This is a genomic window from Microbulbifer maximicatervae (SeqCode) (genome assembly GCF_052467225.1).
This window is the reverse complement of sequence record NZ_CP174303.1, coordinates 4,500,612-4,527,272: the sequence shown is the minus strand read 5'-3', so window position 1 is coordinate 4,527,272 and position 26,661 is coordinate 4,500,612. Positions and strand designations below refer to the sequence as shown.

Here is a 26,661-nt window from a genome sequence, read left to right as displayed (position 1 = left end):
ATGAATTCTCATTGTTGTTATTGGGGTTTTTGGCGTTTCTCCAAACTCTTCTGGTATCCGCCCCAGTCAAGTGCACCCAGGCGCCACAGATAAATAAGCCCCACCAGCAGTATCACGATAAATACGGTGGCCTCGATAAACCCGAGCAGGCCAGTTTCATAAAATGCGATGGACCAGCTAAACAGGTAAATCGCCTCCAGGTCGAAGACGATAAACAGGATGGCAACAAGGTAATAGGCGACAGAGAGGCGCAGACGCGCATTGCCCTGGGAAACAATACCCGACTCATAGGGCTCATCGGTAGCCGGGTCTCTGCGTTTCTGACCGAGAAAATAGGAAAGGCTGAGCATTAAGGTAATTAGGGCAAATACGGCCAGACAATAAACAATCAATGGCCAAATCTGAGGAGTGAACTGATCCGGGTAATTCAACTTCGCTCTCCCATGTTTCTGCGGGCGAAGCCCGTATCAATCACTGGTCTTGCAGTAAAAGGGCAAATCAAGAATTCTGATTTTGAGGGTGCTCTCACGCAAGAAGAGATAATTTGAAAAACGATTATTGCTTTTCTGAGAAATTTTTTAGTTGTCGGTAATCCTATTCGCTTGTCTGATTTATAAATCGTTGCGGGAGATAGCGCCAGTGGTGCGAAGGAACGTTTAATTCTTATGTGTATACTTTTTATTCGGTAGGGTTATGTAATGTCTTGCGACAGCTGAATAAATGAAAATGTGCGCCAGTTTTCAGAAGATGAAGGAGGGTCCTATTGCTATTAAACTATTCCTCTGATTAAAAGCAGATCGGTATTTTAGGGATACGCTGTACTGGAATTAGAATGTGATGTTATTGATTTGTTTGGCACCTAATAATTCCATCATAGTGCACTCCACTTGCGGTTCTGTATGGGACCTTCCACTTGTTATGAGTGAGGTAGTTTGGCCAAGCAAGTACATTTATCCAATTCTTCTCGGTATTTCTAACAAGGTACACATCGCTTGCGTTACATTGAAGCTTGTACCTACGGAACCCTTCTTCTATCACGGAATAATCTCGCCCCTTAAACTGAACTTCAGAGTCACCCCAATGGCCATCTGAGCTTTCAAAGCTTACATCGGGGTTGTGGATTTTTATAATGCCAAAGAGGAATGTGATTCCTAAAGCCAAAATTAATAAGCAAATTGCTCTTATTGTGGTGGTAGTCATCGCTTGCTTCTGAGTAACTTTTAGTCTCTTTTTAGGCATGCTTTCGGCGTAGGTATATAGAGCTTAACTTCTATAAGAATTGTAATATATAAGCAGTTTGTTGATTGGCGACAATGATTTGCTATGTGTAGATTACTTGCGAATTACAAGGTCACCACCACTAAATCGAATTTTCTGTCCTTCGAAGATAGCTTCCTCCCAGTTATCAGGGTTGGACGACTCGTTTTCATTTACCACTAAGTAGCAAAAATTTGGATTTTCAGTTTTGGGTAAACTACTTACTAGTGAACCTGCACTGATGCCATACTTTTCGCATAGTTCAAGCTGTCCTATCGCCGACTTTACCTGAATTAAAATGCCAATATGTTCAGCTTTAAGTTCTATCGATTCAAAGTCATTCACCGATTCTAGCTCGATTAAATATCTTTTTAATTCTTCTATGGCTGGGTTCATAGTGATTTACTCATGATGCCTCGCTGAGCCGAGGGCATACAGAATTTATTTTGTGATTAGCTCAACGAAGCATATGTAAATATTGTGCACATTCTAGTTATGATTTGTACCAATCTTTAAATGGAAAATCTAAAAAATTGGAATTGTAATACTTTGGATCTCCAGTAACCTCTTTATCAATCCACTCCGGCAATTCCACACTCTCAGATTCACTTTGCATCTCGACCTCAGCAACAATCAAGCCGTCATTATCTCCATGAAAGATATCTATTTCCCAAGTGTGTTTTTCGTGTTCTACTATGAACCTCGTTTTATCTATGAGGGGACCATCACATAGCTCCGCAATCATTTCATTTGCGTCTTCAAAGGATATTGGATACTCAAACTCAGTCCGTGTAATTCCTTTACTTTCACCTTTCAATGTTAGATATGCATGATCTCCGATTACGCGAACTCTGACTACAGCTTTGGACTCCGTACTTATATAGGCTTGTTTGATTCTCTTTCCACCTGTAAAAGAAGCAATAGCCTTTTTATCAACTAAGAACTTCCGCTCAATTTCCTTTGCCATACTTTCTCAACCCTAAAATCTTAACACTTGCTTAATAGGCATATACGAGGTGGTCAAAATCTGAAACGTAGCGTAGTAGTCAGCCAGTATATGCCCTTGTTGGAGCACTTATAAACTGTTCTTGCCGACTTCTTTCAATGCAATCAACGCTTCCCTTGCTTTTTCAGATTGTACAAAAATATGGTCATGGAAGTATGCTGCAATTACATTTGCACTAATACCCTTCGAAGCTAGTTTGTTAGAAACAGAGGCTGTTAATCCAACAGCCTCTAAGCTAGAATGTACGGTTAAAGTTATTTGCTTGTAAGTATTTTTAAACTGCAAGCCCTCACGGCTTGCGATATCCTTTGTTAAGACAAGTGTTAATCCTTCTTTTTCGTTGAAGCTCGCAAGTGGGCCCCATTCAATATATTGAGCTAATGAGCCTGAAACAGTGCAAAATACAAATTCATCTTCAATAAGTTCGGGATTCATTTCGCTCAAAAGACGCTCTAGTTCTAGTATTCCTGACATTGCTTGAAAATTCCAAATTTTTACTTGTACAGCAAGCGCCAATCAATATGGAGCATGGCTGCAAAATGGTGGTGGTCCAACAAATACTTGTTCTTGTGATCGTGCTTGGCTTTGTATGGTTGTTCTTGCCTGATTCTGATACTGAATTCCTTTTTGTTAGCGGAAAATGAAAGCCCATATTCAATGGTAACCTAAGTCCTTGATTTGTAACATATTGTTTGATAGCCAGCCTATCAAGGGCCGCATAAACGGGGACTTATCAGAAACCTATTAGGTGTAAATTGCATAGTCAGGTTTGGACTTGAGGCAGAAAAATAAGATCACAAGAGAATGAAGAAGAGATAGAGGAACCTTTGGTGTTGTAACATTTCGTCATACATAGAATTTTATATCCCCTGATAGTTCCATGCATAGGAATATGCAAATCATTGAACTTTATAATTTTCCATTTTAGTAATTAAGAAGTCCCAAAAAGCCTTGATACGTGCTGTGTTTCTCAGATCCTTATTAGCCAGAATCCACAAAGATGAGTTGTACTTAGCGTCCAGTTGATAGAGTTCAACTAGATCGTATGAATCATCAGCTGGTAACAACGCTATCCCTTGATCATTAAGCGCAGCGTTCAATGCTGTAGTGATAGAATTACAATATATGGATTTAGTGTTGTGTTTAATTCGTTTCTGATACCAGTGCACTGCTGGGTTATCTAAGTGCACGTAGTCAATAGCTGTTAGGCGTTCAATTTCGGACAACTTGAAAGGAGCGTTATACCCACTAATCGTCAAAAAGTCTTCAGAGGCATAGATGCTTAAGTTTACATCTCTCATTTTACGTGCAATAAGGTTTTCCGGTGCTGTATGACTTGCCCTAATGGCAATGTCCGCATCGCGATGCTCGATATCCAGAGCCTGCTCACTTTCAAGGATCTCAAATTCAACGTCGGGGAATGACCTCCGGAATTCACTAACCCATTCGGGCAAAGTGGTCGTTGCCATTGTTGAGGGTGCGGTAACACGAATTAAACCTTGAACTTTGTCATGTTGCAGAGAACTTTGAATGAGGATGCCATCGGCCAATGACTCCATTCGCTTGGCACTATCCAAAACAGTTCGCCCCGCCTCAGTCAGTTGGTAGCCGCGACGACTAACAATAAATAGCTGCGTTGAAAGCTCGCTTTCAAGCTGCTGGATCCGCCTCCAAACAGTGGTTGAATTAACATTCAACTGGCTAGAAGCCGCCTTTAAGGTTCCTTTCTCTGCAAGCGCGATAACGACCTTCAAATCATTCCAATCCATGACATTACCCTGACGTTGCATTCATGCAATAGAAGTTTGCCTTTTTGTCTATATAACTGCAATAAGAGAACACCTAGTCTGTGCTCGTCATTTAACGAAATAGGGTTCCCTTCATGAGAAAACAGGTAGTCATCTTTTACGTGGCCTCATCTATGTTCGCGGTGCTGATGATGATATCAGGCATGGCCAAACTAACAGGACAGGAATCCATTGTTCAGGCAACGGTTGATTTAGGCTACCCGCTTTATTTGTTGAAAATTTTAGGAACCGCCTATTTGATTGGCGCGATTGCAATTCTTCAACCAAAGTTCAAAACACTTAAACAGTGGGGATATGCTGGCTTCTCGATAGCTCTGATCGGGGCTTCGGGATCGCACCTACTGGCCGGGCAAGCGCTCAGCACCGCTTTACCAGCTACTGTCCTATTAGCCGTTTTAGCGGTTGTTGTAACCTTGAATGCGAGACTGACTCGCCTTAATTTTTCTGATGAGGAAGTCAGAAATAATATCTCCTCACCGCAAAGAGCAATGTCAGAGGCCAATAAGATATGACCAGTTACGGTGTATTGGATAGAAATATGTCGGCTTACTCCGTTGACTGATCTGACAAGAGTAGCAATCAACAGGAATATAGTTTTATGGAGGTTGCTAATGTCGGATCACTGGGTAAATAGCCTTACCTGACACTCTTCAGGATACCTTGGAAGATGAGGTAACCGGTTCAGGCCGTATTAGCTGTCGCTCGAGTGAGTGTCCTGAAGAATTTAAACATTGCATTTACAGTCAGGACTCTCTATCTGTTAGCCTCGACTTGCCTCCAATAAAATTTTCAGGAGCTGCTGGCAATTCTTTTTAAAAATTATATACATTGAGGACAATCTTACGCCCTCCGTGTAAAGGCTCAAGGACCATGCGTGCTTGTTGTAGCTCAAGGATATTGTACGTATATTCTTTTTGTTCTTTCTCATAATATTGATCGTATTCTACATACAGCACAGAGTCTTCTATAGACCAAACAAAATCATAAGTGAGCGGAAAGTGTGGGTGGCCAATATATGTATTGAACTCGCCTTTCTCTCCCTCTTGATAGGTCCAATGTTCTCCGGGCCTACTCCAAGTTTGAATTTACAGGCTTCTGGTAAGGTTGTCGTCACCTTCGAAAGGTACCTGAATTGCGCAACTGATAGCAGTAGCTATTACTAAAATAATCAGAACGATACGCATAGTATCCTGGAAAACGTACTGTTTTGTAAGATTCTAGCAGGCTATCTACTTTTTTAGTTTTCATTAAGTAGTAGTTTCCATCGCTCTTAAAGTATACTCCACCTGATTTACCCTCATACCGCTTGCTTGGTCAGTTAGGCACTTTATCCTCGAATTTTGTAGCTATAGACAGATTCATGGATTTTTTTATAGCTGGGGTCAGAGCCATCAGATTCTACAACAGTGACTCCCTTTGCAGGCATATACAAACCGTACTCTGAAACGAATACATTACCATATTTGATATAAGCCCCACTTTGGTCGCAATAGGAATGCCTTTTTCCGATTGGCTCAATATGTTCTACTTCACTAGAAAAATACTCCCCTTTCTCTGTACATTTTAATAATAGCCGCTCCAAAGACTCAGTCGCAGATTCTATATTTATGCTGTCTTCATCTATACTTGACGAACAGGAGCATAGAATTAAAACCATAGGTAAAAATATGTTTTTCATTACAGCTATATTTTACTCCTGACACTTTAATCGATCGGCTGTATTGATTTGTTGGTAATTAGTTGTACTCTGGACTCAGTACTAGGTACTTGCCCTGAATCCTAAAGTTTAGCTTTTGTAGATCGGGCATCCATGTCCCTTTATTGCTCCCCTGTGAATCCCATTGAGCTTGTTCATGCCAACCTTCATGGAGGCTGGGATCTTTGCAATAAAAGCCATCTTTTCGAATGAGAAATTTGTTACATGGCAGAAAAGGGCGCTCCCAGGTGGGGTCTGGTAACCAATAGGTCCCATCGGAGTAGGGCACTACGAAAACTGTCATTTCAGGATTTTTGACCACAAGAGCTTTATACCATTGATAATCGACTTCTAGTGCTCCAGCCTCTGGGATCTCGGACAAATCTATTCTGATTTTTGAGCTGCTCTTAGCAGCTTTATTTGGGTTCATAGAGGCAAAAAATGGTGTTGCGACAAAGACTAAGCCAATTAAGATGCTCAAAGTGGTAACTAGTGATAATAGCTTGCGTCGATTCATAGGATTACTTACGCCTTTTGCACGTCCTATTACATAAAGCCTCCACCGGTAAAGTAGACGCTAGCTTATATTCATCTTATGCGGTCATTTTTTCATATTGATCTTAAGGAAGGACACATCACTTGTCCATTAGGAGTCTAGCTCAGTCGGTATACTTGATTCTCTTTACTGGGATCTCTTATATTAGGGTTGAAAGTTTATAAAGAGATCCCAGTAAAGAGAGTTAACGAAAGATACTTACTGCTTTACAAAAGGTTTCAGTCTCACTCTTATGGAACTCAACGCATTTGTGGTTTATTAGTGCATCATTAACTTTCGGCTCTAACCAAATTTTGGGTTTCATAACTACCATTACACTGGGGTTAGGTACCCTGTAATTCGACGGTTTTCTCTGTCTCGCATGCTCTCCTCACGGCTAAGCTGTTTGTAAAAGACGTGAGAGGGTGTAATTGAATATCTATACATATATATGGCACCAAAGTTCCATTATTTGTGGGCAATGAATGTAAATCTTTCAGCTTTTAGAAACGCGTCGCACTTTTTTGGAGAATCAACTTCCTTATGCAGTTTCTAACTTGTTTTGCTAGATATTCGTCTTCTGTCCGAGGTTGAGGTTTCATCCCTTTGCATACTCATACTACCGCTGGTCTTCTCGACCAACTGTTCCTCTCTTCTTTCCTGTTGTCATCTATACACAATTTTTGGATGCAGGCTGATGATGTCGGCGGTGGTATCGTATCTACCATTAGTTGATTAATGATAGCTATCACTCTAGCTGTGAACACTGTTGAGAATGCAACAAGGTTGCGCATGTATTTTCAGTACCTTCTCCCGATATATCCAAAGAGGAGGCGACTACTCAACGGAGCAAAATTTCATCCAAGATTTGATTCACGATCTTCCAAGTACTGCTTAGTAAATTTCTTCCACCATTACCGCGCACCGGTCAAGATAACGCACGCAATAGAATTCATAGAGCTTGCATTACTTATTGCCATTATAGGTACGCTTGTTTTGTAATTGATATCTATTACGCCTGAAGTCTTTACTAGAAAAGTATATATTTTGACTTACAGTCGTCTGTAAATATGAGATAATGCTGGAAATAACTCTGTCGATAATAGACCTGTCTTCCATCCCATTTGTAAATTGGATTTATCTCAATGAAAAAAGTATTAACAGTATTGCTTCCGGCAGCAGTGCTTACAGGTGTTGTTGCGCCGAAAATTGTTGGCATTCAACTAGAGTCATCCATTGATGAAATAGTCACTGCCGCGAATGAAAATTCGGCATACACGGTTGAAGTAAAAAGCATGGATTCATCCTGGTTTTCAACCCAGACCACCTTTTTGGTGAGCATGGATGTCAGTGCTTTCTCGGATGTATCAGGTGCCCCTGAAATTGATCCTTTTTCTGTAGAAGTAGACTTTAGTGCTTCCCATGGCCCCTTCCGTTTCGGTGAGCATGCTGGTTTTGGTTGGCTCGGCTGGTCGCTAGAAGTTGCCGGCGATCAATTGCGTGAACATTTGGTTTGGGCTGAGGAAGCTCCTTTTTACCAGGTTCATGGTAATATGAATGCCTTAGGTGGTTATTACTATAACGATAGCATTGCGCCATTTACTACTGATGTTGAGGATCAAAAAGCTCAGTTAACTTTTAGCGGTTTTCAGGGTAACGGGCAATATCAGGGGGAGCAACTAACTTACCTGGGGAGCGCCGATAGCCTTACCGTTACTTCCGAGCTAAGGGACGTTAAGGTTGAAAGGTTGACTGTAGATATGACCATACCTTCCTCCCTTGAAGCAATTTTTGAGAGTGCTTTTTATGATTCTGATACAACAATTAACCTTGGCGTCATCAAGTTAAATGATAAAGAGGAGGAAGAAAATGTTGACATTGCTGATCTATATATAAAAGCCAGTACTGAACTTAACCCAGAAAATCAGCTGGGGAATATGCAAGTTGCCTATGGAACTAAAAAGGTCGATATAGCTGAATTCCATGGTGAAGACCTGGCCCTTGAGCTTGAGGTCACCAATATCAGCCAGGAATTTATGAAGTCTTATCAGGAGTTTGCCATCTCACTCAATAAACTACCTACGGAAGAAGCAACTGCTAAGACAATGGAGTTTATGAGTGAAAACTTGCTATCTTTAGTGGCTGGCGAGCCTCAACTGAACATTACCAGCTTACGTGGAACTTTCCCACAAGGCAGCTTTAACAGTAACCTTCATACTAGCTTAGTTGGCATCAGTGCGTTACCGGAGCAACCGCTAGATCCGGCTTTTTGGCTGTCACATACCTTAGTTGACGGAGAGCTAAGTGGCGATAAAGCTGTGATTGAATTTATTGCCGTACAAGTGATGAAAGCTCAATTGAAAAATAACCCTCAAACTCAAGGTATGAGTGAAGAGCAACTGGAGCAAATCGCTGCTCAACAAGTGCCGACCATATTAGCGTCTCTTGAACAGCAAGGTTTGTTAGTGTCTACCAATGACGGCTACATCTCAAATGTCAGCCTGAAAGACAGCGAGCTTAAGGTGAATGAAAAACCTATGCCGCTACCGCTTTAGTAGATATTAGCCTTTTGTAATAGAAGTGGCTTATCTTAAGCCACTTCATACTTCCCCTTCTCTTGTTACCCTTCCAAGGCTGATGATTTATTTGTTTTCCTGTTTTAACTGTGTTGCCAATAAAGTTGGACATAAGTTAGTGTTGTAGACGGTATAATCGCAATAATATCTCATCTAAACATTGCTGCCCCGTGGTTATCATGAACTCATATGTGACTCTCTAAATACTGATGATGTAGTTATTAAATCAAAGCTAAGTAATAATAAGTGTTAAAGCTTGTGGTGCTCTATTTTTAATTTTAGTATTTTTTTTGGTAAGTAATTATCAATATATTTAGATTGCGAAAGATCGCTTTGTGGATATCTTTAGGGTGGGGTATTGTTAGAACTCTATTTTCAGTTTTTTAATTTCTGATTTGCTAAATTTTTTATCTTCAATATCACATGTATCCCTTACTTTATTCATGTGTTCTCCGTTCGGCATTTTACACTTGTGTATATAATGTGTGTATTTAGCACTGTTAGCACCTAGCAAAACATGTAGTGCTGAGTCTGGTGCCTAATCAAGTTACGTGACTATGACTTTTTGCTTTTGCGGATTTTAAACATTATTATTTTCAGAACTCCTTGCATCAATTAGCTACGAGACCGCTGGATCAATATTTCCTGAAAATATTTTACTTGTAGATGGATCATTTCCATAAGACTATTAACGCTTGGGGTTATCGGTAAAGCTTTGCCGTGTCCAGCTAATTGATTGTTGTTAGGCGATACCTTATCTCTCTCCTGACTTGCGTTGACCAGATTGATTTACCTCGCTGAGTATAAAATTACGAAAAGCCTGTACTCCAGGACTATCAAGTTTTTCGTATGGGCAGACAAGATAATAAGAAAAGTTGGAATCAATACTCACGTCGAATGGTTTTACGATTCTTCCAGATTTTAAGTCATCCTCGATTAGAGATATTCGACCCAGTGCAACGCCCTGGCAGTTTTCGACGGCAATTGCGAGAGAGTTACCATCATTCATGACGCTACCTGATCGCGGATCGACATCGTCGACCCCGGCTGCTTTGAGCCAGGATGCCCAATCGTCGAAATTATCTTCATGCAGTAAGGTTTGATGCTTGAGGTCGGAAGGCACTTTCAAAGGATTTTTGCCGTTAAGCAGCGAAGGGTGGCAAATCGGGCTTAAATCGAGTGGCAACGAAAGCCTGGTCACTGAACCTTGCCAGTTTCCGTCACCAGCTCGAATGGAAATATCGACACCATCGTTAGTGAAATTGGCGAGAGCCAGGGTATGGTGAACATTCAACTGTATATCAGGGTAGGCTCTCCAGAAGTTACCTAACCGCTGTATTAACCATTTGCTGGCAAAACTGGGGGTTACGCTCACGGTTACCACCGGAGATTGACTCTCGGCTTTGATGAGGTGGAGCGTATTTTCGAGTCGATCAAAACATTCACTGGCTTCGGATAACAGCTTTTTCCCGGCATCGGTAAGAGAAATCGACTTTCCCGCACGATGGAACAGTTTTACACCCAGTCTCGACTCCAAATTTCTCACTTGGTGACTGATCGCCGTTTGCGTAACACTCAACTCCTTCGCAGCATCGGTAAAACTCATATGCCTTGCCGCAGTCTCAAACCCACGCAAGCCGGCCAAAGATGGTAAAGATCGTGTTTTGGTATGAATTAAACTCATAAGTACATGTAATTATATCCTTTTGCTGCCACTTTTAAATATCGTATATTGACCTCCACCCATGAATTATTTGCACTAGAGGATAGCGTAATGTCCGAAACAAGAGTTGCTATTATGACTGGAACTGGTCAGGGAATTGGTGCCGGCTGCGCCCGCGAAATGGCTAAGGTGGGTTACAAGGTCTCGTTGATGTCCCCTTCCAACCGCAGTGTTGAACTGGCCAAGGAATTAGGTGGTATAGGGCGGTAGGGTTCGGTTCTCGAAACCGCAGATCTGCAGGCAATGGTCGACGACACGATGCAAACCTATGGCCGTATCGACGCCGTCGTTAGCAATATGGGCCATGGTGGCGGGGTGCCGGAAGAAATTAAAACAGTAGGGTTCGATCCTGATTTCAACGGCCCCCTACTCGAGCTAAGTGATGATCTCTGGCATGAGAGCCTCGATATGTACGTGCTCAATGTCGTCAAACTTGCCCGTATCGTCACGCCGATTTATATTGAGCAGGGAGGAGGGGCATTCGTCAACATTTCTTCAATGAACACGGTTGAGCCGAGAGCGCCTTATCCGATGAGCATGCTGCGTGGCGCTTTACACAGTTTTGCCAAGCTCTATGGTGATCGTTATGCAAGATACAATATTCGCATGAATAATTTAATGCCGGGCTTCTGTGAAAACGTAAACCTGTCGGAGTTTGCCCGCAGATCCATACCCGCACAGCGTACTGCCACGTTCGAAGAAATCGGGCAGACCTGTGTCTTTCTTGCTTCACATGAAGCCCGATACATCAATGGGCAAAGTATCTTGTCTGATGGCGGTATGAATCGGGCGGTTCGCTAGACACTAGTGACTACTTGATTTAGCTGAAAATCCTATTAGAGCGCTCAGTACTTTGAAGCCCAAATTGCCAACCTATGCATGATTGCCTTCTGTGATATCTTGTCTTCTGGAAGCGGTTGAATTACTTTATCGTGAACTAAAAGACGGTAAATATATTCGAGTTTCTCGTGAGCTGAATCGGTAGCTTCGAACTCAACAACTCCTCGCTTGGTGCCATATGCAGTACCGAGTGCTATAGCCTTTTTCACTAACTCTTTTTCATTTTTGAGTTTCTTCATTATTATGTCTCAAAGAGGTTGTCGATATTACGCACCTACCGTTTTTAGCAGAGGGAAATTGCGGAACCGCAGGTGTAGTAATTTTTCAGCTTACCTAAATTTGTTAAGGACTGAACCTCGGCACTAACTCTCCAAGTACGCCCCAACAATGGATTCTAATTCTTGAACTAACTCCGGGTCCATGTACTTGTATTCATCTAGAATATCTAAGACATGAACTGGCTTATGATCCAGCATTCTAGAAAATTCTGCTAATAGCCTATTTTTATGCTTTTGTTCCATGACGAATATCAAGTCAGCCCAGCGAACATCTGCTGAACTGACTGTTTTTTTAGCCCGCGAGCTGGTACCCGCAGACTTAGCGCTGAAATCAGGGTGTTTTCTCCAAATGGCTTCAGCTGTAGGACTACGCCACTAATTCCGGCTGCATATGAATAGGAGATTTCGCATATCTTAATCTTTCTCAGGAAGCTCAGTATTTAGGACTTGAAGCATAGTTCGCTAGGGGTACTCGATCCCTAATTGCTTAGCTCTACGAAGCTTTTCAGAGCGTGTATACATCAACTTCCAGTTTTTCTCCGAAATCCATGGATTTTCAGTTCTAGCACTATTCTTATGGGGCTTAGCTTTGGTCTTGGATCTTCTCGCAGCCCTGCTTCTTAAATCATCCATTATCCTTTCCTCTATCAATTATCGGGTTCAGCAGCCGCGATAAAACGGAGAGGGCTCCTAATCTTGCGTGTGTTTAACACTTGGCGCGGCGACGAAGCACACAATACTGAGATCCAGCAGCCAATTGGTACACCTAGCATGGGCATGGACTAATGGAGTTATAGCCCACTGTAGGAAGAATACCGTTCAATGGGTTCCATTAAATGCTAACTACTAGCGAATGGCAACTGCAGCACTGAGAGATCTTGTGGAGAGGAAGCCGCTAGTAAAACGGAGATTCATTACGGATAGGGAACCGCCAATTGCGGAGCCGCACGATGGGTGGAATGGGGGGCTAGAAACTACCGGCTACCCGATTTAGATTTTCTTTTCGCTACGATGGAGAATATATGCCAATGATGCGGTGTACCATCTGTAGTTTCTCCTGAAAGGTCATGTTCAGTCCACTTTAATAGCTCAAAGTTACTGAGGTGTTTTCTTATCTTCGATTCATTCATAACTAGAGTATCACTCCAAAATGCTTCCTTATCATACTCAGGCCCAGCCATTGTGTCTTTCGGCCCTAGGAATGAACCACAAAAGATTCCACCTTCTGCTAAAGAGTTAGTTATTTTCAACCAAACTGACTCAAAATCTTTTTCAGGACAAAAGAAAAGACTGGCATCAGCAACTACCAGCGAGGACTCAGGATAGTTAAAAGTATTAAAACTATCCTTTGATAGAATAACTTGCTCATCATCTTTGAATCGTTTACGACATCTAGATATAGACTCATTTTCGATATCAAAGGCATGAACTGTGAAATCTTTACCGCGCAAATAAGCGATATCTGATCCTGCTCCACAGCCACAATCAATAGCAACCTTTCTTCCTTTTACTTCGCTAAGAGCAAAAATTAAATCTTCTCGAGTATCACTGTGTTCTGTTGAGTCATAATATTTGGAGATTTCTCTCGTTGACATTCCCTATCTCCGATGAGCAGAAAATCTAACGCCGCCAACAGCGGCCGAGCGTAGCGAGGTCCAGCTCCCGAAGGGGGGTGCTACTTGGCCTTGGTATTCCCAGTATGGGCGTGGACCAATCCCCTGTAGGAATATCACTGCTGAATGGGATCCATTAAATGCTAACTACTAGCGAATGGCAACTGCAATACCGTAAGGTATCGTGGGGAAGAACCGCTGGTAAGACTACGAGCTGACGGACCGAAATATCCTAGAAGGCTTAGCTTGGAGGCGAGGTGGACAGGGATACCGAAGCCATATGATCTAACGGGTAGAGTAAATGATATCGTTGCGTGATCGCTGGGTAGATACTCATTACCGATAGCGAGCCGCCCGTTGGGGCCCGCACGATGGGTGGTGTGGAGACCGGTAGATAAAAACTACCGGTTACCCGATTTATAAATCGTTAACGGGGGATCAGGGTATTTAAATCGATGTCAGTTCACGTTTATCCGACGCAATTCGTCCTGATAGAACGACCATCTTGATATTTTTAAGGTCACGAATATCACTCCAAGGCTGACCATCGACAAGTAGTAGATCAGCAGATTTACCAACTTCAATAGTCCCCAGTTGATCAATTAACCCTAAAGCTTCCGCACCATTTCTAGTGGCGGCTATAAGCGCTTTCGCATCAGGTAGTCCAGCATCAACCATGCGTGACAATTCATTGTGGTAGCTGTCACCAGCAATCATTTTGCCTTGTGTATCAGTGCCAACACCAAATTGAACTCCAGCCTCGTGTAGGGCCGGTATATTCAGGTGTCCTTTGGGTTCTCGACCTAAAGTTGGCACATAAACTATATTGTGCTTGACAATTAATTGCATTGTTTCTGGGCTAATGAGATTGCCATGTCGCACACCATGCTCAATGGTAGTTATTCCAGCTTTAATAGCTTCATTAGTTTCTTGTGGAGAGCCTGTGTGTACTGCAACCCAAAGACCATGCTTGCGAGCTTCCGTTGTAATAGCCTGCAAGGTTTCCTTTGAGATGCGTGGTAACGTGATTTCGCCTTGTTCATTTGTATGGCCCTGATAGACGGCTTTAATACCGTCAATGCCTTGCTCAACCAGAGCAGCGATTTTCTCCTTTACATATTTTGGATCATCGGATTGCACGACCATTTGCTCGATCATCCGATTTGGTATTCTTTGAACCGGATGTCCACCAGGAGCAGTAAATATAGGCCCTGCAATAAACATATGTGGTCCAGCGACCTCCTGGTCGTCAAGTGATTTTTTTAGCTTATAAATTCCCGAGCTGGGATCGCCGACGGAACGATAACTTGTAATACCTGATTCGATCAGCTTCCGCCTAACATCTGGTTGCAATCGGATCGAATTCCAAATCATTACAGGTAAGCTGCTCTCACTAGAATCAGCTTTACCACTGAAAAAATGACCGTGAAGCTCTATGAGGCCAGGTACAATTGATTTACCTGCTGCATCAACTTGAATAGCATCTATTGGTACTTCACAAGTATCTCCCAGACAAGAAATTTTACCATCCTCTACAAGGATTCCAGGGTTCTCAATGGGCAACGTACCAGTACCATCAAATAAGCTACCATTGCTAATCCACATGCTTCTACTTGGTTGCTCCCAAACATATAGATTATGGTTGTAGGCGACTATAAATGCGATCCCACCAAGGACAACAAAGCTGGCAAAATATTTTAGAAATTTTATCAATGAGAATCTCCCTTATAATTATAACGCCCGATCACCGAGCAAATTTTGATAGCGATTTGTGTGTAATTTCGCTTAAAAAGTGACAGCTAAAATTTATCCAGTGCAGCCACCTGGTACGCCCAGCATGAGCGTGGACTAAGTGGGGTGAAAGTCCCATGTAGGAGGATCACCATTTAGTGGATTCCATTAAATGCTAACTACTAGCGAATGGCAACTGCAACACCGCGAGGTCTTATGGGGAAGAGGTCACTAGCAAAACTACCAGCTGACAAATAGAAACATCCTAAAAGGCTTAGCTTGGAGGCGAGGTGGCCAAGGATACCGAAGCCAGGTGATCTAACAGGTAGAATTAATGATGCAGTTGTGGAGTGAAAGATCACGCTCCTATCTGGGGGGATCTGTTTCACTTGCTGCTGCGAAGCTGTCAGCCCAACCCGTTAGTTGACATCGCGGGGAGAGAAAATAAGTGGCGGAACACAGCTGCGCCTCGGTCAGTAATGATCAAGGTAATTAAACAGAAATCAACCGACGGCATAGTAGCTAAGTGCCAAGATTAATACCTTGGATATGGTGCAAGCCTAGACCCTAAATCCACGCGCTAAAAGGCAGGGCTAGCGTACCGATATGTTTCCAGTTGGATAAAGTTGAGGTATCGCACTGCCATGATACTCAACTCAATTGAAGAGCTGTTTGAGACTATCGTTCGCCCGTACAGATAGGGAGCCGCCCATTGCGGACCCGAACGATGGGTGGTGTGGGGGCCGGTAACTAGAAGCTACCGGATTTAGATCAATTAACCTTGATGAGCCCACCAAAACACCCCTTTGGCCCACCAACACCATAGGTATACTCGTATATTTCACCTGCTTTGACGGTTAGCTCAAACTCATTTTCATTGCCAGCGCACGACATAGTAATTGTATGTTTGCCTGGGCTGACTGCTACAGGGCCATTTTTTGTATTTGCAGGTAGGCCATCAATGGCAGTCAAAGAAACCGTTGAGCCGCCGCTTGTTATTGACCAAATATTGGTTGAGCCTCCCCTAATAAATGCTGATTTCTCTAGATCTTCCTTTGGGATAGAAGCTGCGCAACCAGCTAGAAAAAATACCAGTGACAATGCTATTAAAATACATCTCATTTTTTTCTCCTTAGATTTTGCGCCCTGTTCCACTTTCGGGGGTTAGATTGCAGCTGCATGTTATGGTTGGAGCTTACCCTGTCGTTGAAGCCAAAGTGCCCGCTCCTGATCTTTTGATAATCTTGGCCTTGTAATTGTTATAACTATAAACATGTTCATTAGACCGATGAAAAAAGTAAATGGATTTCCTGTTACCAGTAGCAACAACGGTCCAAGTAGAAATATTAATCCAGCAGGAATAAGCCTAAGCTTAATACTATGGGCGCTAATTGCCAGCTTAACAAAACCTCCGAGGACTACTCCTGGAATAACCCACCCTAAAACAGAAACAAATAACTCCGGCGCAGCATAAAAGACTGCTAATGTTGGAAAAATTCCAATCAGTGTGGCTATCAACATGCCCCACAGGCTTTCTCGTTTATTCAAGTTTCGTAATATCTCTTTTTCTTCTTGATATTTTTCTATTGTCATCTCTTACTCGATTACCAACTTATCCATAGTACGTCAATAACCCGCAGCTGAAACGTAGCGAAGCGGATTGTAAGCATTTGGCCGCTTAGAGTGCGAAGTTAACTGACTTAGTGCACCCAGCATAGGCGTGAACTAATGGGGTGAAAGTCCTCTGTGGAAAGGTCACCGTTTAATGGGCTCTATTAAATGCTAACTACTAACGAATGGCAACTGCAATACAGCGAGGCCTTGTGGAGACGAAGCAGCTTGTAAAGCTATGAACTGACCTACAGAATCATCATACAAAGCTTAGCTTGGAGGTGAGATAGTAAAGGACACCGAAACAGGTTGATCTAACGGGTAGACTAAATGATGCAGTTGTGTAGTGAAATTATCTGGGGAGATCTGTTTAGCTCACTGCTGTGAAGCTGTCAGCGTGGCCGCTGACTCACAAGTAGGCCCTCTTCTAAGGCGGGGCCAGGACAAATTGGTGGGGCATAGTAGCGCCTCGGCCAGTAATGGCTAAGGTGATTAAACAGAAGTCAGCTAATGGAATAGTAGCCAAATGTGCAGATTAATACCTTGGACACGATGAAGGCCTGAACCTAAATCTATGAGTTAAAAGACAGAGCTAGTCTACCGATATGTTTCCAGTCGGTTAAAGTTGAGGTGGCGCGCTGCCATGACACTCAGCTCAAATGAAAATCTGCTAGACGTTGATTACGTTACGTGATCGCTAGGTAGAAATTCATTACAGATAGGGAGCCGCCCGTTGCGGGCGCACATGATATGTATTAGTTCAGACCAAATCTGACACATCCTCTTGAAAAAGAGGGGTTTACCGGTTTTGATGAAGGTGCCTAAACCTAAAAACAAAACCAAGGATAAACCCCATGATCCATACTAATGATCGTATCATCAAACACAAGACCGGATTGCTCAATCTTGCAGAAGAGCTTGGCAACATCTCAAAAGCTTGCAAGATGCTTGGTGTTTCGAGAGACACTTTCTATCGGTACAAGGAAGCTGCTTCAAGTGGCGGTGTGGACGCCCTTCTTGAAAAGAGTCGACGGGTGCCTAACCACAAGAACCGTGTTGACACAGCAATTGAAGAGGCCGTGTTGACTTATGCCCTCCAAGAGCCTGCCCATGGACAGGTTCGAGTCTCCAATGAGCTACGTAAACGTGGCGTATTCGTGTCCCCTAGTGGTGTTCGGAGTATCTGGTTACGGAACGACCTGGCTAACTTCAAGTTACGATTAAAAGCACTTGAAGCCAAGGTGGCTAAGGAGGGGCTAATCCTCACGGAGTCGCAGGTTCAGGCCTTGGAAAGAAAGCGACATGATGATGAAGCCTGCGGGGAAATTGATACTCAACACCCCGGCTATCTAGGTTCTCAGGACACCTTCTATGTAGGAACATTTAAGGGGGTTGGGCGTGTTTACCAACAAACCTATGTCGACACCTATGCAAAGGTAGCCCATTGCAAGTTGTACACCACTAAGACGCCAATCACAGCAGCAGATCTTCTGAATGATCGTGTATTACCGTTTTACGCCATGCATGATCTGCCGGTGTTGCGTATTTTGACTGACCGCGGTACTGAATATTGCGGCAAGCTGGAGCAGCATGATTATCAGTTGTACTTGAATATCAACGAGATAGAACATACCAAGACAAAAGCCAGGCACCCACAAACAAATGGTATCTGTGAGCGCTTCCATAAAACTATATTACAAGAGTTCTACCAGCCATCGTTACGACGAAAGATCTATGGATCAATAGAAGAGCTACAAAAGGATCTGGACGAATGGCTCGTATATTACAATAATGATCGAACTCATCAGGGTAAAAAGTGTTGTGGTCGCACACCGATGGTAACCCTTGAAGAGGGTAAAAGTATCTGGAAGGAGAAACTCGTAAACTGAATTTGACCTGACAGAGTACCTTCTGAAAAACCGGTAACTGTCAGATCAAGTCTGAACTACTACATGGTGTGGGGCCGGTATCTAGAAACACCGATTCCCCGATTTAAGCAAACTCGAGGCGAGAATTTCCAGCTTCAAACTTGCATATTAGTTTAAAACTACCCTTATCAAACTTCATTCTGAGGGTAATTTCACTATTAGTTCTTCCATCGAAGCTTACAGTTGCGGATAAAAGGGGCTTGCCTCTAAACCAACCGGAATGATCTGCCCAAGAGATATCGTCATCCTCATCATTACAAGATTGATCTTTAGGATATTTATCAATTCCGCAATAGAGTCCATCAATAAATATTCGATACCACGAACCGGATAACTCATCATAAAGCCAAAGAAGGTAAATATCCTTGTCAACATCGTCAATTAACGACTTCACGATAGTAAATTTGGAGCCTTCCAGCTCGGGTACATCGCCTTCGTAGTCTTGAAATATTCTATCCATCAGTATGTGTACTTAACGCTAAGTTAACCGGTGCACAATGCGATATACATCAGGTAGAGGCCGTTTGTAGCTGGAGTGTTGTTATGCGCTGCACCAAAAAGCCTATTTTCAACGTTTGTAATTGTCATACTCCCATTGAAAATACTGAGATAACTGCGCGCTAATACCAGTCCAACTGATGCCTTGGCAGTGCTCAAGTATGGCGTCAACTTCAGCTAATACAATTGCCCAAGTGTATTCGTTGAGAACAATTGCATGTTTTGCTGAGTTCTTTCCATGAAGATTGTTTGGGGTAACGACTCGAACCAGGAAGTTGTCGCCCCCCTTGATGTCTAGGCCAATTGTGAAGTTCATCCAGAAATCCACATTGTAAGCATCCTCTGGTACCCACTCATCTATTGGGTCATGATCAGTACAATCGTAACTAATGATGACTGGCTTCATCAGAACTCTCTGGATGCATAACGCTTAAGGCGCTCGATATCAAAACCAAAGCGGCGGTTTTGATGTCGAGTGTCTTTATTTATTACGCCCAGCATGGGCGTGAACTAATGGGGTGAAAGTCCCCTGTAGGAAGATCACCGTATAATGGGTTCTATTAAATGCTAACTACTTGCGGATAGCAAATGAAGTAGGTGTATAGCGAAAGTTCACGCTCCTATCTGGGGAGATCTGTTTAGCTTGCTGCTGTGAAGTCGTCAGCGTGGCCGCTGACTCACTACCATCGCGGGGTAGACTAAAGTAGTGAGGCATAGCAGCGCCTCGGTCAGTAATGACGAAGGTGGTTAAAGAGAAGTCAGCCGACGGCATAGTAGCCTTATGCCAAGGTGAATGCCTGAACCTAAATCTTGAGTTGAAAGATAGGGCTAGCCTACCGGTATGTTTTCAGTTGGATATAAAGTTGAGAAGGCGTACTGCCATGACACTCAGCTCAAATGATGCGCTGCTCGGCACTATCATTGGATAGAGATTACAGTTAGAGAATCGCTTATTGCGGACCCGCATGATGGGTGTTGTGGGGCCGATAGCTAGAAACTGACGGCTACCTGATTTAAGTGATGAAACATGCAAAACTAAATAGTATTTATATTAATCTTCTTAACATAAATTAATTCACAAGCTCCTTTTCCAGTATCTTCACGAGTTTGTGAACTTTCCCAATACCAATTATCGGTGGTAGATTTTACGTTTACCAAACTCCCTGATATTTCTATAATATCTCCCTTACGAATTTCATCAATGAGGCCTTCTATAGCATCGTCACCAGGAATGAGGTGCATATTAGCACTATAGGTTTCAATTTCTCTTCTAGGTATTGGAAATGAGTCTACCCGCCACCAATAAAATCGACGTGATTGTGATATCCTAATTTTTTCTAGGATACTCTCATCAGACATATTTCCCCAACCTAATACTAAATCAGTAGGTGAAAGCTCTGCTTCTCGACCAGTACGATAATTTTTCTTTGAAAGTACTTTTGCTTTAATTCTAAATTCTGCAATTTCTGTAATGTTGTATTTTCCAAAACTGAAACCAAAAATAGAGTCAATTTTCTCCTGCTGCGGTAGCTCAGGTGCCATTACACCAGGCCCAAACGATACCTCAGGTGAGTGGTTGTAAAATTTCCAAATTCCACCAACTATCAAAACTAAAAAAAATGCTTTTTTCATATTTATCTAAGATTCACATAACGCTTAAAGCAAGCGCGAATTTATGCGTCGTCTTGCTTTTTTTTGATGCGCCCAGCATGGGCGTGGAACAATGGGGTGAAAGTTCACAGTAGGAAGATCACCGTTTAATGGGCGCCATTAAATGCTAACTACTAGCAAATGGCAACTGTAGCACCGCGAGGTCTTGTGGGGAGGAAGTCGTTAGCAAAACTATGAGTTGAGGAACAGAAACATCATACAAGGTTTAGCCTGGATGCGAGGTGGCCAAGGACACCGAAGTCGGGTGATCTAACGGGTGGAGTAAATGATGCAGTTGTGTAGTCGAAGTTCACGCTTTTCTTAGGTAAGATCTGTTTAGCTTGCTGCTGTGAAGATGTCAGCGTGGCCGTTGACTCATAAATAGGCCCAGCCCGCTAGCGACCATCGAGGGGATAGATGAAAGTGATGAGATCCAGCAGCAGCTCGGTCAGTAATGACCGAGGTGATTAAACAGAAGTCAGCCGACGGTCGGTATAGTAGCCAAATGCCAAGATTAATACTTTGGACATGGTAAAGACCTGAACCTAAATCCACGAGTTAAAAGATCGGGCTAGCCTAACGATATGATACCAGTCGGATATAAAATTAAAGTAGTGCGCAGCCATGGCGCTTAGATCAAATGAAGAGCTACTTGGTACTGCCGTTGGGCAGAGATTCATTTCGGATAGGGAGCCGCCTATTGCGGACCCACATGATGGATGGTCGTGGGGGCTGGTAGCTAGAAACTATCGGCTACCCGATTTAAATGCCTCAATCTGTGCCGCCGCCATCCATACCATGTGAACCGCCACCAAAGTCAGAGCCAACAGATGCAACATCGTTACTACTAAAGTTTGCATTTCCGTAAAAATGAAGATTTCCTATTTCTCCATGCATTGCTCCGTAATTCCAAACCTTACCAATTTCATGATGATATGCATCAAATTCCTTCTTTGAGCAAAAAATTGAAATAGCGTAACAAGTATAAATAATTGAGAGCCCTGACCTCTCAATCGTAGCCCTTACTTGTTTTGACGATACCTTTTAGATTTTCCATAATCTTTCGCTTGCAACCTAGGCAATTTCCGCAAGTACGATTTTATCGCTCTATTTCGTTGTATTCTTCGAATGAACTGCATTACGTGTTCCTTGTGCGTATTTAACGCCTTGCGAAGAGGAAGCCTCGTAGAGGCGTCGCGCTTGGGAAACATGTTATGTATTGTATTATCTGCATTGTAGGCACAATTTTTATTTTTATTGAAATCAATATTTACCCTTAATCTTGGTAACTATCTTATTAGTTAATTCAGCAGGTAATAACGATTTGGACAAGTACTGCTGCCCCCCAGATTTAGCCACCAAAATAAGCCCTAAATCGGTTTCAATAATACGCTCGATATCTGCCCACGACAGAGCTGTTATCGTATAAGGATTCTGTGTCTGGATTCCGTCATTATCTATGGTTAATTTCACTTCACTACCGGCACTTTTCCCAAGCATCTGCCGTGCTAGCCACCAAGCTCGTCGATATCGAATGTGAATCAGTTCCAGCACGCCTAATGCAATTAACGTGCAACTTGCGATCTTAGGTTGCTCAGTAAATAACAGTAATCCCGCACCAGAAGATAATAATAATGTAGGAAGAAGGTAATTGGGCTTGACATTTTTCCCATGGGGTAGAGACTGATCAAAGCATTCGGCTAGATAATCTCTAGATAAGGTAAATTGAGTATTAAAAGGCTGCATAAAAAAATTATTGTGTCTGCTAAATTTGTCGTAGCACTACAGTGAGTGTCAGGGTGATTCTTTAAGCTAATGTCAATTACGCTACATCTCTCAATAAGACCTCGATTTAGCCCCTTATAACGCCTTTAGCAATGGCAAATTACGGAATCCAAGGCGTTGTAATTTGTCCGCTTGCCTAAATTTGGCACGCCCAGCATGGACGTGGACTGATGGGGTGAAAGTCCCCTGCAGGAGGGTCACCATTTAATGGGTTCCATTAAATGCTAACTACTAGCGAATGGCAACTGCAATACCGTGCGGTCTTGTGGGGGAGAAGGTCGCTAGCAAGAGGCGAACAGAAACATCCTATGAGGCTTAGCCTGGAGACGAGGTGGCCAGGGGCATCGAAGCCGGGTGATCTAACGGGTAGAGTCAATGATGCAGTTGTGTAGTGAAAGTTCACATTCTTATCTGGGGAGATCTGTTTAGCTTGCTGCTTTGAAGCTGTCAGCGTGGCCGCTGATTCATAAGTAGGCCCAACTCGCTAGCCACCGTCGCGAGGATAGACAAAGGTGGTGGGATGCAGCAGCGCCTCGGTCAGTAGTGACCAAGGTGATTAAGCAGAAGTCAGCCGACGGCATAGTAGCTTAATGCGAAGATTAAGACCTTTGACATGGTGAAGGCCTGAACCCAAAATCCACGCATTAAAAGACAAGGCTAGCCTGCCGATAGGTTTCCAGTCGGACAAAGTTGAGGTTGCGCGCTGCCATGACACTCAACTCAAATGAAGAACTGCTCGGCTCTATCGTTGGGTGGAGATTCATTGCGGATAGGGAGCCGCCCATTGCGCACTCGCACGATGGGTTGTGTGGGGGCCGGTAGCTAGAAACTACCGGTTACCCGATTTATATGATTACTCGCAGTAACTTAAGAACTCATCAAGTTGTACTTCATCAAACTCTGGAGCCCCTTGCTTGACTTGCTCTGGAATCATGGAGCTCCACTGTTTCGCTTTTTGTGATACTCGCTCAATGAAGTCTTCATCTTCTTGTACAATCTCGTCTGCATTCTCTAAGGGTAAAGAAAATGCCACTTTTGTACCTTTTTCATCTAATGCGTAGTATTCGTAGCTACACTCATCGTAGCAATTACAACTAGCGTAGACTTCGATACCTTTACCTTGTTTTAGAAGAGCATTAGCAATGTAACTCCATTCACAGCAGGCCTGTCCATATGTTGCGATTAGATAGTCGCCTATTAACTCCGACTTATCGAATCTATAGCTCTCGCGCTTGTATGTTTTTGACTCTACACCAGAGTACGAAAAAAGCTCTTTTAGGACCTCTGTTAAGTCCTCCCCATTTAGCTCTACAAGCTTTACCAAAAGCTCCTTAGGTGCTTTTAATACAAACTTTCCGGCTTCTTCAGACAAAACAATTCCTATTATTAAAATTGATTAATTATAAACCTCAGCAAACATTTCGATACCTTTAAGCAAGCTACTAAACTCTGAATTTAGGTCATCTTCTGTTTGGCTATCCATTTCTGCTTTCACATTATTAAGAGCCCCGGCTAAGCTTTCATTATTAAGCCTTTCTGAGCTCATTTCGATGGTCTCACCATCAATTTTATAATGAAATCCATTTCTCATAAAAATGGAGCCTAGTTCTATTTGTTTCTTTAGAGTATTTTTTGCCTCTGCTAGCTTCTCTTTTAACTCCTCGTAGTTGCCATGAGAGCGATAATACTCAGCTCTTTCTTCAAAAGTCTTAACTGTTATGAATATTCTTAAGGTCGGGGTTGCAACCCTTAACTCCTGCTTTAGTACATCGCGTACTGAAATATCTTTTCCAACCTCTAAGAGTGCTTCACCCCAATCAGCAAGAATCTCCCTTACAAGTTGATCCTTTCTATCAATATCTTTCTTATCCATGATGATTCCTCGTATTCATATAACGCCCGCCAGCACAGGCCGGAGCTTTGAAGCAGCGGCGGTCCAGCCCAGAAGGGGCGATTGTGCCTGGCCTTGGTACGCCCAGCATGGGCGTGAACTAATGGGGTGAAAGTCCTCTGTAGGAAGATCACCATTTAATGGATTCTATTAAATGCTAACTACTGGCGAATGGCAACTTCAACACTGGGAGGTCTTGTGGGGAGGGGGCCGCTAGCAAAATACGAGCTGATGAACAGAAACACCCTAGAAGGCTTAGCTTGGAGGCGAGGTGGCCAAGGTCACCGAGGCTGGGTGATCTAACGGGTAGAGTCAATGATGCAGTTGTGTAGTGATAGTTCACGTTCTTATCTGGGGAGACCTATTTAGCTTGCTGCTGTGAGGCTGCCAGCATGGCCGTTGACTCATAAGTAGGCCCAGCCCGCTAGTCACCGTCGCGGGGATAGATAAAAAAGTGGTGGGACATAGCAGTGCCTCGGTCAGTAATGACGAGGGTGGTTAAACAGAAGTCAGCCGGTGGTGTAGAAGCCTAATACCAAGATTAATACCTTGGACATGGTGAAGGCCTGAAGCCAAAATCCACAAGTGAAACGACAGGGCTAGCTTACCGATATGTTTCCAATCGGATATAAAGTTGAGGTAGAGCACTGCTATGACATTAAACTCAAATGAAGAGCTGCTCGACACTATCGTTGGGTAGAAACTCATTACGGATAGGGAGCCGCCCATTTCGGACTTATACGATGGGTGATGTGGGGGGCGGTAGCTACTACCGGCTACGTGATTTACCGCTGGACAACTTTCCCAACATAACGATACTTTCCGCTAGCTCCTAATCTTTTCTCATTTATTTTAGCTTCCTCTCGGCTTTCAGTAACTGTAAATTTCAAACGGCAACATTCATTAAGGAATGAACACCTACCGACTTCTGTTTTTAAATTATAGCCCCTGTCTGCATAATCATTTGTTATTTTCGAATCGAAGAATAGATGCTTTGCCAATATTGATTGTTTTGATTCTATATCTTTGGAAAGAAAGATTTTTGGACATGATTCATCTGCCCGATGTACAGTTTTTAGTGCGCTCTGTTTTGAGCGAGCATGCTGCATCAGTCTTTTCTTAAGGTTTTTAGCGATCCCCACCTTTAACAGAGTGCCTTTAGTTGTGTATATTTCATAATACCCCGGATCAGTTGGCACCTCTTCGTTAATTTGATCAAAGCGGATTTCCATTAATTCTCCGTTTAAGCTGGATAAATGTTCGCAACACACGCGGGTATAGCGCGAGGCGGAGGTTTTGACGTCGGGTGCCTTTACTTGCTACGCCCAGCATTGGCGTGGACTAATGGGATGAAAGCCCTCTGTAGGAAGATCACCATTTAATGGATTCCATTAAATGCTAACTACTGGCGAATGGCAACTGCAATACTGAGAGGTCTTGTGGGGGGGAGCGGCTAGCAAAACTACGCGCTGGAAAATAGAAACATCCTATAAGGCTTAGCCTGGAGGCGAGGTGGCCAGGGACAGCGAAGCCGGGTGGTCTAGCGGCTAGAGTCAATGATTCAGTTGTGTATTGAGAGTTCACGTTCTTATCTGGGGAGATCTGTTTAGCTTGCTGCTGTGAAGCTGTCAGCGTGGTCGCTGATTCAGAAGTAGCGCACTGCCATGACACTCAACTCAAGTGAAGCGCTGCTCGACACTATCGTTGGGCAGAGATTACGGATAGGAACCGCCCATTGCAGATCTGCACAATGGCGGGTGTGGGGGCCGGTGGCTAGAAACCACCGGCTACCCGATTTATATGACTGTAAGCGTCATTTGGTAAAATCTATCATCTTCGTTTTCTATGACAAACCCTAGGCGACCATAAAGTCTATATGCTGGACTACGTTTAAATACTCGTAGATCAATGAACCCTAGATTTTTTTGCCTTGCAAGCTCGGTTACTTTAGAGATAACTAAAGCGCCTAACCCTTTGTTTTGTTGATTAGATACAACTTGAATATCTCGTAGTTGACAGCGATTGTTTTCAAATGAGAGTCTAACAATCCCAAAAACTCCATCATCATTCACTACATCATAATTCTCAAGATTTTCAATTGCACTGCGTACATCTGATAAAGTCCAGTCTACGCCATACATGTCATAGTACTCCTGCATGTTGGCAAGAGTAAGTTTTGCAGATTTATCCAAGTCTTTGGTTTTAATAAATTGTATCATTGGTCAAGTCATAACG

Annotated in this window: 24 protein-coding genes and 2 pseudogenes; 4 read left to right on the top strand and 22 right to left on the bottom strand. The window is 43.1% G+C overall.

What is annotated here, in order from left to right:
• Positions 1-17 precede the first annotated feature (17 nt).
• The 5 genes from ndhC to ACJJIZ_RS19565 all read right to left on the bottom strand — a co-directional run bounded on the left by ndhC (position 18) and on the right by ACJJIZ_RS19565 (position 4,032).
• Positions 18-431 carry an NADH-quinone oxidoreductase subunit A gene (gene ndhC, locus ACJJIZ_RS19585; RefSeq protein ID WP_444906223.1) on the bottom strand — a complete coding sequence of 138 codons (414 nt, stop codon included), beginning with the start codon at positions 429-431 and terminating at the stop codon, positions 18-20.
• 901 nt (positions 432-1,332) lie between these two features.
• Entirely contained in the window at positions 1,333-1,653 is a 321-nt protein-coding gene (locus tag ACJJIZ_RS19580; RefSeq protein WP_444914550.1) for a hypothetical protein, read from the bottom strand.
• A 97-nt stretch (positions 1,654-1,750) separates the two neighbouring features.
• Entirely contained in the window at positions 1,751-2,224 is a 474-nt protein-coding gene (locus ACJJIZ_RS19575; RefSeq protein WP_444914549.1) for a CYTH domain-containing protein, read from the bottom strand.
• A gap of 108 nt (positions 2,225-2,332) precedes the next feature.
• Positions 2,333-2,737, bottom strand: a complete 405-nt coding sequence (locus ACJJIZ_RS19570; protein ID WP_444914548.1) for an ACT domain-containing protein — start codon at positions 2,735-2,737, stop codon at positions 2,333-2,335.
• Between the two features lie 425 nt (positions 2,738-3,162).
• Positions 3,163-4,032, bottom strand: a complete 870-nt coding sequence (locus tag ACJJIZ_RS19565) for a LysR family transcriptional regulator (protein ID WP_444914547.1) — start codon at positions 4,030-4,032, stop codon at positions 3,163-3,165.
• A gap of 113 nt (positions 4,033-4,145) precedes the next feature.
• Here ACJJIZ_RS19565 and ACJJIZ_RS19560 point away from each other — a divergent pair, with 113 nt between their 5' ends.
• Complete coding sequence (locus ACJJIZ_RS19560; RefSeq protein WP_444914546.1) at positions 4,146-4,583, top strand: DoxX family protein; 438 nt, start codon at positions 4,146-4,148, stop codon at positions 4,581-4,583.
• An 815-nt stretch (positions 4,584-5,398) separates the two neighbouring features.
• Here the strand turns inward: ACJJIZ_RS19560 and ACJJIZ_RS19555 are convergent.
• Together ACJJIZ_RS19555 and ACJJIZ_RS19550 are read right to left on the bottom strand one after the other, a co-directional pair.
• Entirely contained in the window at positions 5,399-5,749 is a 351-nt protein-coding gene (locus tag ACJJIZ_RS19555) for a hypothetical protein (protein ID WP_444914545.1), read from the bottom strand.
• 58 nt (positions 5,750-5,807) lie between these two features.
• Positions 5,808-6,284, bottom strand: coding sequence for a hypothetical protein (locus ACJJIZ_RS19550; protein ID WP_444914544.1), 477 nt, complete (start codon positions 6,282-6,284; stop codon positions 5,808-5,810).
• 1,163 nt (positions 6,285-7,447) lie between these two features.
• Between ACJJIZ_RS19550 and ACJJIZ_RS19545 the strand changes: the two genes are divergently transcribed.
• Positions 7,448-8,857: a YdgA family protein gene (locus ACJJIZ_RS19545; RefSeq protein WP_444914543.1), complete on the top strand. Its 1,410-nt coding sequence runs from the start codon at positions 7,448-7,450 to the stop codon at positions 8,855-8,857.
• Positions 8,858-9,632: 775 nt separating this feature from the next.
• Here the strand turns inward: ACJJIZ_RS19545 and gcvA are convergent.
• Positions 9,633-10,562, bottom strand: coding sequence for a transcriptional regulator GcvA (gene gcvA, locus ACJJIZ_RS19540; protein WP_444914542.1), 930 nt, complete (start codon positions 10,560-10,562; stop codon positions 9,633-9,635).
• Between the two features lie 90 nt (positions 10,563-10,652).
• On the opposite strand from gcvA, the pseudogene ACJJIZ_RS19535 reads away from it, so the two are divergent.
• Positions 10,653-11,402, top strand: a pseudogene (locus ACJJIZ_RS19535) (SDR family oxidoreductase).
• Positions 11,403-11,446: 44 nt separating this feature from the next.
• On the opposite strand, the gene ACJJIZ_RS19530 reads toward ACJJIZ_RS19535, so the two are convergent.
• From ACJJIZ_RS19530 to ACJJIZ_RS19510, 5 genes are all read right to left on the bottom strand, one after another.
• Entirely contained in the window at positions 11,447-11,680 is a 234-nt protein-coding gene (locus ACJJIZ_RS19530) for a DUF5062 family protein (protein ID WP_413664607.1), read from the bottom strand.
• Positions 11,681-12,693: 1,013 nt separating this feature from the next.
• Positions 12,694-13,314, bottom strand: coding sequence for a class I SAM-dependent methyltransferase (locus tag ACJJIZ_RS19525; protein ID WP_444914541.1), 621 nt, complete (start codon positions 13,312-13,314; stop codon positions 12,694-12,696).
• Between the two features lie 465 nt (positions 13,315-13,779).
• Entirely contained in the window at positions 13,780-15,045 is a 1,266-nt protein-coding gene (locus ACJJIZ_RS19520; protein WP_444914540.1) for an amidohydrolase family protein, read from the bottom strand.
• Positions 15,046-15,834: 789 nt separating this feature from the next.
• Positions 15,835-16,185 (bottom strand): hypothetical protein, encoded by a 351-nt coding sequence (locus ACJJIZ_RS19515; protein WP_444914539.1) that lies wholly within the window; start codon positions 16,183-16,185, stop codon positions 15,835-15,837.
• 60 nt (positions 16,186-16,245) lie between these two features.
• On the bottom strand, positions 16,246-16,656 hold the full coding sequence (locus tag ACJJIZ_RS19510; RefSeq protein ID WP_444914538.1) for a hypothetical protein: 411 nt from the start codon (positions 16,654-16,656) through the stop codon (positions 16,246-16,248).
• An 872-nt stretch (positions 16,657-17,528) separates the two neighbouring features.
• On the opposite strand from ACJJIZ_RS19510, the gene ACJJIZ_RS19505 reads away from it, so the two are divergent.
• Positions 17,529-18,563, top strand: coding sequence for an IS481 family transposase (locus ACJJIZ_RS19505; RefSeq protein ID WP_444913809.1), 1,035 nt, complete (start codon positions 17,529-17,531; stop codon positions 18,561-18,563).
• A 103-nt stretch (positions 18,564-18,666) separates the two neighbouring features.
• On the opposite strand, the gene ACJJIZ_RS19500 is transcribed toward ACJJIZ_RS19505, so the two are convergent.
• From ACJJIZ_RS19500 to ACJJIZ_RS19460, 9 genes and pseudogenes are all read right to left on the bottom strand, one after another.
• Positions 18,667-19,062, bottom strand: coding sequence for a hypothetical protein (locus ACJJIZ_RS19500; RefSeq protein WP_444914537.1), 396 nt, complete (start codon positions 19,060-19,062; stop codon positions 18,667-18,669).
• 108 nt (positions 19,063-19,170) lie between these two features.
• Positions 19,171-19,506 (bottom strand): Imm8 family immunity protein, encoded by a 336-nt coding sequence (locus tag ACJJIZ_RS19495; protein ID WP_444914536.1) that lies wholly within the window; start codon positions 19,504-19,506, stop codon positions 19,171-19,173.
• Positions 19,507-20,135: 629 nt separating this feature from the next.
• Positions 20,136-20,732, bottom strand: coding sequence for a hypothetical protein (locus ACJJIZ_RS19490; RefSeq protein ID WP_444914535.1), 597 nt, complete (start codon positions 20,730-20,732; stop codon positions 20,136-20,138).
• A 789-nt stretch (positions 20,733-21,521) separates the two neighbouring features.
• A pseudogene (locus tag ACJJIZ_RS19485) lies at positions 21,522-21,776 on the bottom strand (DUF6559 family protein); the annotation flags it as partial.
• A gap of 237 nt (positions 21,777-22,013) precedes the next feature.
• Entirely contained in the window at positions 22,014-22,496 is a 483-nt protein-coding gene (locus ACJJIZ_RS19480; protein WP_444914534.1) for a YcxB family protein, read from the bottom strand.
• 892 nt (positions 22,497-23,388) lie between these two features.
• Positions 23,389-23,907: a hypothetical protein gene (locus tag ACJJIZ_RS19475; protein WP_444914533.1), complete on the bottom strand. Its 519-nt coding sequence runs from the start codon at positions 23,905-23,907 to the stop codon at positions 23,389-23,391.
• A gap of 24 nt (positions 23,908-23,931) precedes the next feature.
• Positions 23,932-24,408 carry a hypothetical protein gene (locus ACJJIZ_RS19470; protein ID WP_444914532.1) on the bottom strand — a complete coding sequence of 159 codons (477 nt, stop codon included), beginning with the start codon at positions 24,406-24,408 and terminating at the stop codon, positions 23,932-23,934.
• Between the two features lie 803 nt (positions 24,409-25,211).
• A complete protein-coding gene (locus ACJJIZ_RS19465) occupies positions 25,212-25,658 on the bottom strand; it encodes a GIY-YIG nuclease family protein (protein WP_444914531.1) in 447 nt (148 codons plus the stop codon).
• A gap of 564 nt (positions 25,659-26,222) precedes the next feature.
• On the bottom strand, positions 26,223-26,645 hold the full coding sequence (locus tag ACJJIZ_RS19460; RefSeq protein WP_444914530.1) for a GNAT family N-acetyltransferase: 423 nt from the start codon (positions 26,643-26,645) through the stop codon (positions 26,223-26,225).
• Positions 26,646-26,661 lie beyond the last annotated feature (16 nt).

Bases quoted from the DNA above. Each gene is read 5' to 3' on its own strand.
- ACJJIZ_RS19555 (WP_444914545.1), bottom strand. From the start codon at position 5,749: ATGAAAAACATATTTTTACCTATGGTTTTAATTCTATGCTCCTGTTCG.
- ACJJIZ_RS19575 (WP_444914549.1), bottom strand. From the start codon at position 2,224: ATGGCAAAGGAAATTGAGCGGAAGTTCTTAGTTGATAAAAAGGCTATT.
- ACJJIZ_RS19545 (WP_444914543.1), top strand. From the start codon at position 7,448: ATGAAAAAAGTATTAACAGTATTGCTTCCGGCAGCAGTGCTTACAGGT.
- ACJJIZ_RS19460 (WP_444914530.1), bottom strand. From the start codon at position 26,645: ATGATACAATTTATTAAAACCAAAGACTTGGATAAATCTGCAAAACTT.
- ACJJIZ_RS19515 (WP_444914539.1), bottom strand. From the start codon at position 16,185: ATGAGATGTATTTTAATAGCATTGTCACTGGTATTTTTTCTAGCTGGT.
- ACJJIZ_RS19560 (WP_444914546.1), top strand. From the start codon at position 4,146: ATGAGAAAACAGGTAGTCATCTTTTACGTGGCCTCATCTATGTTCGCG.
- ACJJIZ_RS19470 (WP_444914532.1), bottom strand. From the start codon at position 24,408: ATGGATAAGAAAGATATTGATAGAAAGGATCAACTTGTAAGGGAGATT.
- ACJJIZ_RS19550 (WP_444914544.1), bottom strand. From the start codon at position 6,284: ATGAATCGACGCAAGCTATTATCACTAGTTACCACTTTGAGCATCTTA.
- ACJJIZ_RS19465 (WP_444914531.1), bottom strand. From the start codon at position 25,658: ATGGAAATCCGCTTTGATCAAATTAACGAAGAGGTGCCAACTGATCCG.
- ACJJIZ_RS19525 (WP_444914541.1), bottom strand. From the start codon at position 13,314: ATGTCAACGAGAGAAATCTCCAAATATTATGACTCAACAGAACACAGT.
- ACJJIZ_RS19500 (WP_444914537.1), bottom strand. From the start codon at position 19,062: ATGGATAGAATATTTCAAGACTACGAAGGCGATGTACCCGAGCTGGAA.
- ACJJIZ_RS19580 (WP_444914550.1), bottom strand. From the start codon at position 1,653: ATGAACCCAGCCATAGAAGAATTAAAAAGATATTTAATCGAGCTAGAA.
- ACJJIZ_RS19570 (WP_444914548.1), bottom strand. From the start codon at position 2,737: ATGTCAGGAATACTAGAACTAGAGCGTCTTTTGAGCGAAATGAATCCC.
- ACJJIZ_RS19505 (WP_444913809.1), top strand. From the start codon at position 17,529: ATGATCCATACTAATGATCGTATCATCAAACACAAGACCGGATTGCTC.
- ACJJIZ_RS19495 (WP_444914536.1), bottom strand. From the start codon at position 19,506: ATGAAGCCAGTCATCATTAGTTACGATTGTACTGATCATGACCCAATA.
- ACJJIZ_RS19565 (WP_444914547.1), bottom strand. From the start codon at position 4,032: ATGGATTGGAATGATTTGAAGGTCGTTATCGCGCTTGCAGAGAAAGGA.
- ACJJIZ_RS19530 (WP_413664607.1), bottom strand. From the start codon at position 11,680: ATGAAGAAACTCAAAAATGAAAAAGAGTTAGTGAAAAAGGCTATAGCA.
- ACJJIZ_RS19510 (WP_444914538.1), bottom strand. From the start codon at position 16,656: ATGACAATAGAAAAATATCAAGAAGAAAAAGAGATATTACGAAACTTG.
- ACJJIZ_RS19480 (WP_444914534.1), bottom strand. From the start codon at position 22,496: ATGCAGCCTTTTAATACTCAATTTACCTTATCTAGAGATTATCTAGCC.
- ACJJIZ_RS19490 (WP_444914535.1), bottom strand. From the start codon at position 20,732: ATGAAAAAAGCATTTTTTTTAGTTTTGATAGTTGGTGGAATTTGGAAA.
- gcvA (WP_444914542.1), bottom strand. From the start codon at position 10,562: ATGAGTTTAATTCATACCAAAACACGATCTTTACCATCTTTGGCCGGC.